Here is a 12,543-nt window from a genome sequence, read left to right as displayed (position 1 = left end):
TTCCATTCTCCTTTCCCCATTCCCGATTCCCATGGCCATCGAAATCGAACGCAAATTCCTCGTCATCGGCGACGGCTGGCGCGCGGCGGCGCATGCGGTGATTCCGATGGCGCAGGGCTATCTCAACGACCAGGCGGCGCTGGCCAGCGGGGCGCAGAAGGCGTCGGTGCGGGTGCGGGTGCAGGGCGAGGCCGCGTTCCTCAACCTCAAGTCGCGCGAGCTCGGGCATACCCGCCAGGAGTTCGAGTACCCGATCCCGCTGGACGATGCGCGCGCGCTGCTGGCGCTGTGCGTGGGCGGCATGATCGACAAGCGCCGGCATCTCGTGCAGTACCAGGGCCACCTCTGGGAAGTGGACGAGTTCCTCGGCGACAACGCCGGGCTGGTGGTCGCCGAGATCGAGCTGGACAGCGCCGACGAGGCGTTCGCCACGCCGGACTGGCTCGGCGCCGAAGTCACCGACGATCCGCGGTACTACAACGTGGCGCTGGCGACGTGTCCATTCTGCGAATGGACGGGATTGGGGAGTCGGGATTAGGGATTGGCAAAGGCGGGCCAGCTGCAGCGATCCGGCTTATGCTTTTGCGAATCCCCAATCCCCAATCCCCAATCCCCAATCCCCAATCCCTAATCCCTAATCCCCGCTCATGCGCATCGATATCTGGTCCGACGTGGTCTGTCCCTGGTGCTGGATCGGCAAGCGCCGGTTGCAGCAAGGTCTTGCGTCGCTCGGCGCGGACGCGCCGGCGCTGGAGATCCACTGGCATCCGTATCAACTGGATCCGGATGCCGGCACCGAGCCGGTGCCGTTGCGCGAGGCCTATGCGGCCAAGTTCGGTGGTGCGGCGCGCACCGAGCAGATCCTCGCGCAGACCCAGGCCACCGCACGCGCCGAAGGCCTGCCGTTCGACTTCGGCCGCGGCCAGGTGCGGGTGACCACGCTGCCCGCGCACCGCTTGCTGTGGCTGGCCGCGCGCGAGGGCGATGTCGACGCGGTCGCCGAGGCGCTGTTCCATGCGCACTTCGCCGAGGGCCGCAACCTGGCCGAGGTGCAGACGCTGTGCGATGCCGGTGCCGCCGGTGGGTTGTCGGCGGCGCGGGTGCAGGCGCTGCTGGCCGGCGACGAGGGACTGGACGAGATCGAGGCGGAACTGCAGCAGGCGCAGGCCATGGGCATCCGCGCGGTGCCCACCTACGTCATCGATGGCCGCCAGGCGCTGCAGGGCGCGCAGCCGCCGGAGGTGTTCGCCGCCACCGTGCGCGGTTTGCTGGCCGACGCCCAGGCGGGCCGCGATTGCGGTCCGGAGGGGTGCGCGGTCTAGAACGTCGCGCGCTGTACGTTGGGTGCCCCGCGCCGCGGGCGGCGCGCCAGACAGCGTCGCAGGAGGCGAGGGGCGGCCCGCGGTGGTGCGCAGGCGTCCTGCTGATGCCCATGCCGGTTCGCCGCGGACCTCTCCCGCATCGCGCGCGTGCCAGCCAGGCGGCCAGGCAACGGGCCGCAAGGCCGCCTTGCGCGCGCGGACCGGGCGGACTGCAGCGCGGCGCGGCTCTGCTGCGCTGCGCGTCGCTGCGCGCGCCTCAACTCGGACGCGTTCATTACCGAGACGTGTCAGCTGGCAGCGGCGCGACCTGCCGCCGACGCCGGCATCTGCGACAATGCCGACCCACAGGCGCCTGAACCGCGCCGGCAGGAGGAATCCCCCGCATGCTCGCGATCGGCGTTGCCGGTACCGAACTCACCGCGCAGGAGCGCGACTGGCTGCAGCACGATGCGGTGGCCGGCGTGGTCCTGTTCAAACGCAATTTCGCCTCGCGCGCGCAGGTGACCGAGTTGAGCGCGGCGATCCGCGCCGCCACGCCGCGGCCGCTGCTGCTCTGCGTGGACCAGGAAGGCGGGCGCGTGCAGCGCTTCCGCGAGGGCTACAGCGCATTGCCGCCGCTGCAGGATTTCGGCGCGCTGTACGCGCGCGATCCGGCCGCGGCGCTGGAGATGGCCGAGCAGCACGCCTGGCTGATGGCCAGCGAGATCCGCGCCAGCGGCATCGACCTCAGCTTCGCCCCGGTGCTGGACCTGGCCCGCGGCAACCGCGCCATCGGCGACCGCGCCTTCAGCGACGATCCGCAGGTGGTCGCGGCCTTCGCCGCGGCCTATGTGCGCGGCATGCACAGCGTCGGCATGGGCGCCACTCTCAAGCATTTCCCCGGCCACGGCACCGTGCTCGAGGACACCCACGTCGACAACGCCGAGGACCCGCGTTCGCTGGACACCCTGCGCCAGGAAGACCTGGTGCCGTTCTCCGCAGGCATCGCCGCCGGCGCCGACGCGGTGATGATGGCGCACGTGGTCTACCCGCAGGTGGCGCCGGAACCGGCCGGCTACTCGCCGCGCTGGATCCAGCAGATCCTGCGCCAGGAGCTGGGCTTCCGCGGCGTGGTGTTCTCCGACGACATCGGCATGGCCGCCTCGTTCGCCGCTGGCGGCGTCGCCGCGCGGGTCACTGCGCACCTGAACGCCGGCTGCGACGTGGTCCTGGTCTGCCACCCGGAACTGGTCGAAGACTCGCTGCAGGCCGTGCGCGATCGCCCGCTCAACACCGCCGCGCTGCTCGGCCTGATCGGCCGCGGCGGCCTTGGCTGGGACGGCCTGCTGGCCGATGCTCGCTATGGCCACACCCAATCCCATCTTCTCTCCACCTTCGGAAAAACCGCCTGATGTCCACTCTCACCATCGCCCAGGCCCTGGCCCAGGCCGACCTGCTGGTCGATCGCACCCGCATCGACCAGGCCATCGCCCAGATGGCCGACGCCATCGCCGCCGACTACCGCGGCGAAACCCCGGTCTACCTGACCATCATGCACGGCGCGCTGCCGTTCGCCGGCCAGCTGGCGCTGGAACTGGGCAGCCGCGGCCAGGACCTGCAGCTGGACTACCTGCACGCCACCCGCTACCGCGGCGAGACCGTCGGCGGCGAACTGGTGTGGAAGCACCGCCCGGCCACCGCGCTGTACGGTCGCCGCGTGCTGTTGCTCGACGACATCCTCGACGAAGGCCTGACCCTGAAGGCAGTGCGCGAGTGGTGCCTGGAGCAGGGCGCCACCGACGTGCGCATCGCCGCGCTGACGGTCAAGCGCCACGACCGCTGCGTGCCCGGGGTCAGTGCCGACTACGTCGGCGTCGAAGTGCCGGACCGCTACGTGTTCGGCTTCGGCATGGACGTCAACGAGGCCCTGCGCAACCTGCCGGCGATCTACGCGATGAAGGAGTAAGCGGGGCAGGCGAGCCAGCCTCGCCGCCGTCGCTGAAGTTTCCCGCTGCCGGCGCGCGTCGCCGGCGCAGGCGTTCCCTTTCGTTCGAGGATCCGCATGGACAACATCGCACTGGCCGTCATCGGCGGCACCGGCGTCTACAAGCTCGCACAACTGGACGATGTGCAGACCCACGAGGTCGAGACGCGCTACGGCGCGCCTTCCGGCCCGGTGCGGGTCGGCACGTTGCTTGGCCACCGCGTCGCCTTCCTGGCCCGCCACGGCGAAGGCCATTCGCTGCCGCCGCACAAGATCAACTACCGCGCCAACCTTGCTGCGCTGCAGCAGATCGGCGCCACGCGCGTGCTCGCGTTGAACACGGTGGGCGGCATCACCGAGCGCTTCGGCCCGCGCGTGCTGGCATGCCCGGATCAGCTCATCGACTACACCTGGGGGCGCATCTCCACCCTGTGCGAAGAGCCGGGCAGCGAGGTGTTGCACGTGGATTTCGGTCATCCGTATTCGCCGCTGCTGCGCAGCAAGATCCTCTCCGCCGCGCGCGTCACCGGCACCGTGCTTGTGGACGGTGGCTGCTACGCCGCCACGCAGGGGCCGCGCCTGGAAACCATTGCCGAGATCGCGCGGCTGCGCCGCGACGGTTGCGACCTGGTCGGCATGACCGGCATGCCCGAAGCCGGGTTGGCGCGCGAGCTGGGCCTGGACTACGCCTGCCTGGCGATCGTGGCGAACTGGGCGGCCGGCTGCGGCGATGCCGAGGAAATCACCCTGGCCGAGGTGCTGGCCAATGTCGAGGCGGCCTCGGTCGGGCTGCCGGAGCTGGTGGGGGAACTGGCGCGCGGGTGATTGTCTTCGTTGCGCAAGCTTTGCATACTCCGCCGGTGCGGCTGCCGCACAACCACCACCCATTCACTGCAAAAGGTCTCGCATCACCATGCCGAACGGTACCGTCAAGTGGTTCAACGACGCCAAGGGATTTGGTTTTATTTCTCCGGAAGACGGTAGCGCCGATGTGTTCGCGCACTTCTCCGCGATCAACTCCAAGGGCTTCCGCAGCCTGCAGGAAGGACAGCGTGTCAGCTACGACGTGACCCAGGGTCCGAAGGGCGCGCAAGCCTCGAATATCACGCCGGTCGAGTAAGCGCGCGCGTTGACTCGGTTGTGCCTTGAACCCCGCTTCGGCGGGGTTTTTTATGGGAGACGCCGTGGTGTCGGCGTCGGCAGGCGGTGCAGGCAATGACGCAAGGATTGCAGATCGGGATCGTGGGGTATGGCACCGCAGGCCAGGCACTGGCGCTGCTGCTGGCGCGCGACGGGCACCGCGTGCAGGTGTTCGAGCGCGCCGCCGAGCCCGGACCGGTCGGTGCCGGTTTCCTGCTGCAGCCGACCGGCCTGCAGGTGCTGTGGCGGATCGGCCTGCTCGATCAGGCCCTGGCCTACGGCGCGCCGGTGCACCGCCTGTACGGCGAGACCCCGTGCGGGCGCGCGGTGATGGACATGCGCTACCGCGACCTGGAGGCGCGCCTGTTCGGGCTGGGCATGCAGCGAGGCGCCCTGTTCGCCCTGCTGGCGCAGGCCTGGGACGGCTACGCCACGCTGCAGCGCGATACGCGCATCGTCGCCATCGACGACACGCTGCGCCGGGTGCAGGACCAGCACGGCCGCTGGCACGGGCCGTTCGACCTGGTGATCGCCTGCGACGGTTCGGCCTCGGCGCTGCGCGCGCAGGTGCAGGCGACGCGGCTGGACCGGATGTATCCGTGGGGCGCGCTGTGGTGCCTGCTGCCGCGCGGCGACTGGGCCTTCCCCGACGAACTGCGCCAGCGCTACGTGGCCGCGCGCAAGATGATCGGCCTGCTGCCGGTGGGCACCCGCCCAGGCGATGCCGAGCCCCGGGTGAGTTTCTTCTGGAGCCTGCCGACCGCCGAGTTCGATGCCTGGCAGGCGCGCGGTGTGCAGCCGTGGCTGGAGGAGATCGCGCAGTTGTGGCCGCAGGCGCGAGAACGCCTGGCGCAGATCGACGCACCGGCGCAACTGGCGCGGGCCAGCTACCGCGATGCGGTGCAGCGGCACTGGTACCGCGGCCGCCTGGTGCTGGCCGGCGACGCGGCGCATGCGATGAGCCCGCAACTGGGGCAGGGCGTCAACATGGCGCTGATGGATGCCTGGGCATTGAGCGAGAGCCTGCGCACCGCGCCGGACATCGACGCGGCGCTGGTGCGCTACCAGGCGCAGCGCCAGGCGCACGTGGCGGTGTATCAGTTCTGGAGCCGCTGGCTGACCCCGCTGTTCCAGTCCGAGCGCGACGTGGTGGCGCGGCTGCGCGATGTGGGCATGCTGCCGGCCGGGCGCATGCCGGGGGGCCGCGGACACATGCTGCGCGTGCTCAGCGGCACTCAGCACGGCTGGTTCGGCAAGCTGCCGCTGGCGCCGGAGTTTCTCGAAGCGTTGCAGGACGCGGTGGCGCGACGCGTGGCGCTGCCGTAGGCGGCGAGATCGCGGACGCAGGTGGACGCGGGCTTGGGTGATTCGTCGTGGCGACGGCGCGTGCAGAGCGCAACGCGGCGAGCGCGGTCCGACGGCGATGTTCTGTGTTTGCACTTGCAACATTGTCGTGCCGCGATTCGCCAATCTTGTGTGAGAGGGGCTTCAGCCCCGACACCCTTCAGTTGGTCGCGTCGGGACTGAAGTCCCTGCCACATTAGGGCAGTGCACTTGTTGCTTTGATCGCGGTCATGGGCTGCCCGGCGTTCCACCGATGCTTCCTCCGGCACGGCGCCAAGCACTCGCGCAATGCATTGCGACTGCACTGTGGGAGGGGCTTCAGCCCCGACGCCCTTCAGTTGGTCGCGTCGGGACTGAAGTCCCTCCCACATTAGGGCAGTGCACTTGTTGCCTTGATCGCGGTCATGGGCTGCCCCGCGTTACGCCGACGCTTCCTCCGGCACGGTGCCAAGCACTCGCGCAATGCATTGCGACTGCACTGTGGGAGGGGCTTCAGCCCCGACACCCTTCAGTTGGTCGCGTCGGGACTGAAGTCCCTCCCACATTAGGGTAGTGCACTTGTTGCCTTGATCGCGGTCATGGGCTGCCCCGCGTTACGCCGACGCTTCCTCCGGCACGGTGCCAAGCACTCGCGCAATGCATTGCGACTGCACTGTGGGAGGGGCTTCAGCCCCGACACCCTTCAGTTGGTCGCGTCGGGACTGCAGTCCCTCCCACACTAAGGCAGTGCACTTGTTGCTTTGATCGCGGTCATGGGCTGCCCGGCGTTGCACCGACGCTTCCTCCGACACGGTGCCAAGCACTCGCGCAATGCATTGCGACTGCACTGTGGGAGGGGCTTCAGCCCCGACGCCTTTGAGTCGGACGCATCGGGACTGAAGTCCCTCCCACAGCACGGCATCGCACTGGCCACTTCGGTTGCAGTCACGACCAGTCGCCACCCCGCCCGATCTACGCCGTTGCCACTGGAAGGGCGAAGGCCGCACCCTCGACGCAGGCGACCAAGCGCTCGCCCGGCGCCAGCACCGGGGCGACGCCGGCGGTGAAGTGCGAGAACGCCGGCAGCACGGTCATGCCGTCGCGCAGCCAGAACGCCGGCCAGCGCGGGCGCAAGCCAGGCAGTTTGGCCAGCGGGTGCAGGTGCCCGCACAGCACGTGGCGCTGCGCATCCGTCACCGGATCGTGGCGCAGCACGAACGGGCCGTCTTCCACCTGCGTGCCAAGCGGCGCGATGTCCAGCCCGGCGCCGGCGAGGGCGCGGTCATGGTTGCCGGCGATTGCCGCCACGCGCAGTTGCGGATGCTGCACGCGCCAGGCATGCCACTGGCGTTGCCAGTCGGCATCGGGTGCGGCGCCGTGCAGCACGTCGCCGAGGATCCACAGTTCCGCCGCGTCCTGCGCCTCCAGCAGGGCCGACAGCCGCGCCAGGTCGAGCGCGGTGCCGCCGCGCGGCAGGCCGATGCCGGCGCGGCGGAAGACGTCGGCCTTGCCCAGATGCAGGTCGGCGATCAGCAGCCGTCGCCGCGCCGGCCAGTACAGTGCGCGGTCGCCGAGCAGGCGCATTGGTTCGCCGGCCAGCCGCCAGTCCAGTTCAGCGCGCATGGCGCTGCTCCAGTTGCGCCGCCGCGCGCATCACCCGCGCTTTCCAGTCCTCGGTGCTGAGCTGGCCGCGGATGCTCTCGGCCCACAGCGGGAACGCCAGTGGCGTGAGGCTGCGCGGACTGTGCAGCGCCAGCTCGCGCGCGGCGCAATCGTCCAGGGTGGCGGCGAGCCGGGTCAGTTCCATCTCGCCCTGCAGCACCTCGCGCTCGGCCTGCGCCAGCAGCAAGTGCTCGGGATCGAAGCGGCTCAGCACGTCGTACAGCAGGCCGCTGGAGGCCTGCAGCTGGCGCAGGCTGCGCGGCAGGCGGCCGGGCAGGCTCGGCGGCAACAGGCCGGCGACGCGGGCGATCTCGCGGAACTGGCGCCGCGCCAGTTCGCCCAGGTTGAGGCTCTCGCGCAGATCCTCGAACAACTGCGCCGGACTCAGCAGTTCGCGCAGCAGTACCGCCTCGATCGGCGCGTCCTCCGCCGGCGACAGCACGAAGCCATAGTCGTTGGCGGCGAAGCTGAAGGTATTGCGCTGCCGCCGGCCCCAGCGCAGCGCCAGCAACGCGGCCAAGCCTTCGTGCACCTGACGGCCGGCGAACGGATACACGAACAGGTGCTGGCCGTCGCGGGCGCGCACGCGCTCGGCCAGCAGCCGCTGCGGCGCCGGCAGATCCGACAGCGCGCGCTGCAGGCCGAGCAGCGGCGCCAGCGCGCGCAGTTCGGCCTCGCCGCGCGGATCGGCGAACACCGCTTCCACCTCGCGGCCCAGTTCCGAAGACAGCGGCATGCGCCCGCCCATCCACTTCGGCACGCTGCCGTCGCCGCCCTTGGCCAGGCGCACGTAGGCGGTCATGTCCTCCAGCCGCACCAGTTCCAGCAGGCGCCCGGCGAACTGGAAGCGATCGCCGCGGCGCAGACGGCCGACGAACTGCTCCTCCACCGCGCCGAGCCGGCCGCCGCGCAGGAAGCGCACCGCGACGCTGCCATCGCTGGTGATGGTGCCGATCGACAGGCGATGGCGCAGGGCGATGCGGCGGTCGTGCACGCGGTACCGGCCGTCCGCGTCCAGCACCACCTTGCGGTAGTCCGGATACTGCGCCAGCGCGCGTCCGCCCTGCACGACGAACTCCAGCACCGCCTGCCAGGTCGGCGCATCCAGCATGGCGAAGGCGGCGGTGCCGCGCACTTCGGCGTACAGCGCGTCGGCAGCGAAGCCGCCGCCCAGCGCGCAGGTGATGCAGTGCTGCGCCAGCACGTCCAGCGACAGCCGCGGCGAGGGCCGCGATTCGATGCGGCCATGGACGATGGCGCGGCGCGCCGCGGCGTATTCGACCAGTTCCAGCGCGTGCGAGGGCACGCACAACACGTGGCCGGCCTCGCCGGGGCGGTGTTTGGCGCGGCCGGCACGCTGCAGCAGCCGCGCCACGCCCTTGGGGCTGCCGATCTGCAGCACCTGGTCGACCGCGGGGAAGTCCACGCCCAGGTCCAGGCTGGAGGTCGCCACCACGCAGCGCAGGCTGCCGTCGCGCAGGCCTTGCTCGGCGGCGCTGCGCAGCGCTGGGTCCAGCGAGCCGTGGTGCAGGGCCAGCGTGTGCGCTTCTTCCGGCCACACCGAGGTCAGCGCCTGATGCCACAGCTCGGCCTGCGCGCGGGTGTTGGTGAACAGCAGGCTGGTGCGCACCGCGAAGAGTTTTTCCAGCACCCGCGGCAATTGCGCCAGGCCCAGGTGCCCGGCCCAGGGGAAGCGCTCGCCCACCGCGGGTGCCAACGTCTCCAGGATCAGCGTGCGCGGCTTGACCCCGGCCACGATCGGCGCCTGCGGCAGGTGCGGCAGCAGCACGTCGCGCGCCTCGTCGAGGTTGCCGAGCGTGGCCGACAGGCCCCAGGTGCGCAGTGCCGGCGCCCACCCGCGCAGCCGCGCCAGGCACAGCTGCAGCAGCACACCGCGCTTGTTGCCGAGCAGTTCGTGCCACTCGTCGACGATCACGCAGCGCAGCGTCGCCAGTTGCGGCGCGGTGTCGGGATAGGACAGCAGCAGCGCCAGCGATTCGGGCGTGGTCACCAGTACGTCGAGCTTGCCGCTGCGCGCCAGGCGCTTGTCGCGCGCGCTGGCGTCGCCGGTGCGCAGGCCGACCTGCCAGTCCAGGCCCAACGCCTGCGCCGGTTCGCGCAGCGCGCGCACGGTGTCGGCGGCGAGCGCGCGCAACGGGGTGATCCATAGCACCTTGAGGTCGCGTTGCGCCTGCCGGCGCGTGTGCGGCGGCGCGACGGTCTTGGCGGTCGCGCTGGCGCCGTTGCCACGGGCGGGCGTCTGTTCGGCGGCGGCCGCCTGCGCCGCGGCCTGCGCACGCAGACCCTCCAACAACGGGCCGCCGAACGCAGCCAGGGTCTTGCCGCTGCCGGTGGGCGTGTGCAGCAGCCCGGAGCCGCCGTCCAGGTACTGCCGCCACAGCGCGCGCTGGAACGGCAGCGGTTGCCAGCCCTGCTGCGCGAACCAGGCGTACAGCGGCGCATCGGCCGGGCGCCGCCGCGCCGCCGATCCGCTCATCGCGCCAGCGCCTGCAGCGTGGTCAAGCGGTCGGCCTCGGCGAACGGCTTGTCGTGGCGCCAGCGCAGGATGCGCGGGAAGCGCACGGCGATGCCGGACTTGTGCCGGCTGCTGCGATTCACCGCCTCGAAGCCGAGCTCGAACACGTGATACGGCGTCACCGCGCGCACCGGGCCGAAGCGCTCGGTGGTATGCGCGCGGATCCAGCGGTCCAGCGCCAGGATCTCGCTGTCGTCCAGGCCGGAGTAGGCCTTGGCCACCGGCACCAGTTGCTCGCCATCCCACAGGCCGAAGGTGTAGTCGGTGTACAGCGTGCTGCGCCGGCCGTGGCCGGCCTGCGCGTACAGCAGCACCGCGTCGATGGTCAGCGGCGCCACCTTCCATTTCCACCAGTCGCCACGGCGCCGGCCGGACTGGTAGGGCGATGTCGCACGCTTGAGCATCAAGCCTTCCACGCCGCGCGTGCGCGCATCCTCGCGCAGCGTTGCCGCCTGCTCCCATGTCGTAGCGTGCACCTGCGGCGACAGCGTGAGGCGCGGATCGGCGTGCGCCTCCAGCAACGCCTGCAGTTGCGCGCGGCGCTGCTGCAGCGGCTGCTCGCGCAGGTCCTGGCCGTCCAGTTCCAGCAGGTCGTAGGCGAGCACCCGCGCCGGCGTGTCGGCCAGGGTCTTTGCACCGGGCTTGCGCCGCTGGATGCGGGTCTGCAGCGCGGTGAACGGCAGCGGCGCGGGCTCGCCTTCGCGCCAGACCAGCAGCTCGCCATCGATCACCGCATCGCGCGGTAACGTCGCCGCCGCCGCCTCGATCTCCGGGAAGCGCCCGTCCAGGCGTTCCTCGCCACGCGACCACAACGCCACCTCGCCGTCGCGGCGGATCAGTTGCAGGCGGATGCCGTCCCATTTCCATTCCAGCAGCCAATCGTCGAGGGCACCGAGCGTGGCGGCCTCGGCTTCCAGCGGCGAGGCCAGGAAGAACGGGTAGGGCTGCTGGCGGTCGCTGGGCAGCACCTCGTCGGACAGCAACTGCTCCAGCGCCTGCGGCGTCGGCGACCAGGCGCCGAGCATGCGCTGGGCGATGCGCGCGATGTCGATTCCCGACATCGCCGCCAGCGCCTGCTGCACCAGCCGCTGCGAGACGCCCACGCGCAGCGCGCCGGTCAGCAGCTTGTTGAACAGCAGGCGCTCGTCGAAGGCCAGGCTGCGCCAGCCCGCCACCACCGCGGCGCGGCGCGCGGCGTCGTCCTGTGCGGCCACCGGCAGCAGGTGCTCCTCGATCCAGTCGCGCAGGGGGGCCGGGTCCGGGGTTTCGGCCGGATCGTCCAACAGCAGGGTGAGGGTTTCGGCCAGATCGCCGACGTGGTCGTAGCTGTCGTCCACCAGCCAGCCGGGCAGGCCGCTTTCCTCCGCGATCCACTCGCGCAGTTCGCGCGTATTGGCGATGCGCCGCAGCTTGCCGCCGCTGAGCAGCCAGATCGCCCAGGCTGCATCGGCCGGCGGCGCCTGCTCGAAGTACGCCACCAGCGCCGCGCGCTTGTCCAGGGTCGCGGTGCTCTGGTCCAGTTGCCGGTACAGCGCGGCGAAGCGCTTCATTCCTCGCCACCGTAGTCGGTACGGAACGCCTCGGCGGCGACACCGCGTTCGTTGAGCGCGCGGATGATCGCGTCGGTGTTGCCGTGGGTCGCAATTACGCGCCGCGCGCCGGTCTCGTCGATGGTGCGCAGCAGGTCGGGCCAGTCGGCATGGTCGGAGACCACGAAGCCGCGGTCGTAGTTGCGCCGGCGGCGGTTGCCGCGCAGCCGCATCCAGCCCGAGGCGAAGCCGAGTTGCGCATGGCGGAAGCGGCGCAGCCACGGGCTGCCGGCGGCCGACGGCGGCGCCAGCACCAACTGCCCGGCGTAGTCGGCGCGCTTGTCCAGTTCGGACACGGTGCGCGTGTCCAGCATCGCCACGCCTGCCTCGCGATACACTGCCACGCCGGCCGCCACCGCGCCGTGCAGCAGCGCCGGCTGGTCGTCCCACGGCTGCAATTCGGCGAGCACGCGCTGCGCCTTGCCCAGCGCGTAACAGAACAGCACCGCGGCTTCGCCGCGCGCGCCGCACTCGTGGCGCCAGGCGACGATCTCGCGCGCCACCGCGCTGGTGTCCGGCCACCGGTACACCGGCAGGGCGAAGGTGGCCTCGGTGATGAAGGTGTCGCAGCGCACCACCTCGAACGGCGCGCAGGTCGGATCCGGCTGGCGCTTGTAGTCGCCCGAGGCGACCCAGACCTCGCCATCCACTTCGATGCGTACCTGCGCCGAGCCGAGCACGTGCCCGGCCGGATGCAGCGACACCTGCGCACGGCCGAGCGTGAAGCGGGTGCCGTAATCGTAGGCGCGATAGGCCTGCTCGCCCAGCCGCCAGCACAGGATCGGCAGGCCGGCGGCGGCGCAGTGGTATTCGCCCATCCCCGAGCGCGCGTGGTCGCCGTGGCCGTGGGTGATGACCGCGCGCGGCACCGGCCGCCAGGGATCGATATGGAAGTCGCCGGCGGGGCAGTACAGCCCTTCCGGGCGCAGCACCACCAGGTCCTGGGAAGCGGCATTCGGCATGGGCGCCACTGTGTCCAAGCCGGTGTGCAGGAGATGAGAATCCGCC

General features: G+C 71.0%; 11 protein-coding genes. 7 read left to right on the top strand and 4 right to left on the bottom strand.

The genetic code is table 11. From position 1 onward, the window contains the following. Positions 1–31 precede the first annotated feature (31 nt). The 7 genes from RAB70_RS18385 to RAB70_RS18355 all read left to right on the top strand — a co-directional run bounded on the left by RAB70_RS18385 (position 32) and on the right by RAB70_RS18355 (position 5,751). Entirely contained in the window at positions 32–538 is a 507-nt protein-coding gene (locus RAB70_RS18385; RefSeq protein ID WP_265530641.1) for a CYTH domain-containing protein, read from the top strand. Positions 539–647: 109 nt separating this feature from the next. After that, positions 648–1,322: a DsbA family oxidoreductase gene (locus RAB70_RS18380; protein WP_148828623.1), complete on the top strand. Its 675-nt coding sequence runs from the start codon at positions 648–650 to the stop codon at positions 1,320–1,322. Positions 1,323–1,705: 383 nt separating this feature from the next. Then, complete coding sequence (nagZ, locus tag RAB70_RS18375) at positions 1,706–2,713, top strand: beta-N-acetylhexosaminidase (RefSeq protein WP_148828624.1); 1,008 nt, start codon at positions 1,706–1,708, stop codon at positions 2,711–2,713. Next, entirely contained in the window at positions 2,713–3,267 is a 555-nt protein-coding gene (locus RAB70_RS18370; RefSeq protein WP_017917414.1) for a hypoxanthine-guanine phosphoribosyltransferase, read from the top strand. Before nagZ ends, RAB70_RS18370 begins: the two co-directional genes overlap by 1 nt. Positions 3,268–3,363: 96 nt before the next feature. Beyond that, positions 3,364–4,110: an S-methyl-5'-thioinosine phosphorylase gene (locus RAB70_RS18365; protein ID WP_148828625.1), complete on the top strand. Its 747-nt coding sequence runs from the start codon at positions 3,364–3,366 to the stop codon at positions 4,108–4,110. An 88-nt stretch (positions 4,111–4,198) separates the two neighbouring features. Beyond that, positions 4,199–4,405 carry a cold-shock protein gene (locus tag RAB70_RS18360; RefSeq protein WP_003488188.1) on the top strand — a complete coding sequence of 69 codons (207 nt, stop codon included), beginning with the start codon at positions 4,199–4,201 and terminating at the stop codon, positions 4,403–4,405. A gap of 95 nt (positions 4,406–4,500) precedes the next feature. After that, positions 4,501–5,751: an NAD(P)/FAD-dependent oxidoreductase gene (locus RAB70_RS18355; RefSeq protein ID WP_192578924.1), complete on the top strand. Its 1,251-nt coding sequence runs from the start codon at positions 4,501–4,503 to the stop codon at positions 5,749–5,751. 969 nt (positions 5,752–6,720) lie between these two features. On the opposite strand, the gene pdeM is transcribed toward RAB70_RS18355, so the two are convergent. The 4 genes from pdeM to RAB70_RS18335 are packed head-to-tail and all read right to left on the bottom strand — an operon-like array spanning position 6,721 to position 12,497. Further along, positions 6,721–7,371, bottom strand: coding sequence for a ligase-associated DNA damage response endonuclease PdeM (gene pdeM / locus RAB70_RS18350; RefSeq protein ID WP_148828626.1), 651 nt, complete (start codon positions 7,369–7,371; stop codon positions 6,721–6,723). Then, entirely contained in the window at positions 7,361–9,907 is a 2,547-nt protein-coding gene (locus tag RAB70_RS18345; RefSeq protein WP_148828627.1) for a ligase-associated DNA damage response DEXH box helicase, read from the bottom strand. The genes pdeM and RAB70_RS18345 overlap by 11 nt, the downstream gene beginning before the upstream one ends. Then, on the bottom strand, positions 9,904–11,496 hold the full coding sequence (locus tag RAB70_RS18340; RefSeq protein ID WP_148828628.1) for an ATP-dependent DNA ligase: 1,593 nt from the start codon (positions 11,494–11,496) through the stop codon (positions 9,904–9,906). Before RAB70_RS18340 ends, RAB70_RS18345 begins: the two co-directional genes overlap by 4 nt. After that, on the bottom strand, positions 11,493–12,497 hold the full coding sequence (locus tag RAB70_RS18335) for a ligase-associated DNA damage response exonuclease (protein WP_148828629.1): 1,005 nt from the start codon (positions 12,495–12,497) through the stop codon (positions 11,493–11,495). Before RAB70_RS18335 ends, RAB70_RS18340 begins: the two co-directional genes overlap by 4 nt. Positions 12,498–12,543 lie beyond the last annotated feature (46 nt).

Origin of the sequence: Xanthomonas sontii (genome assembly GCF_040529055.1) — a bacterium.
In the GTDB taxonomy this organism is placed as follows: Bacteria; Pseudomonadota; Gammaproteobacteria; order Xanthomonadales; family Xanthomonadaceae; genus Xanthomonas_A; species Xanthomonas_A sontii.
The sequence above is the reverse complement of the archived record's forward strand: the minus strand, read 5'-3'. Positions and strand labels throughout refer to the sequence as shown.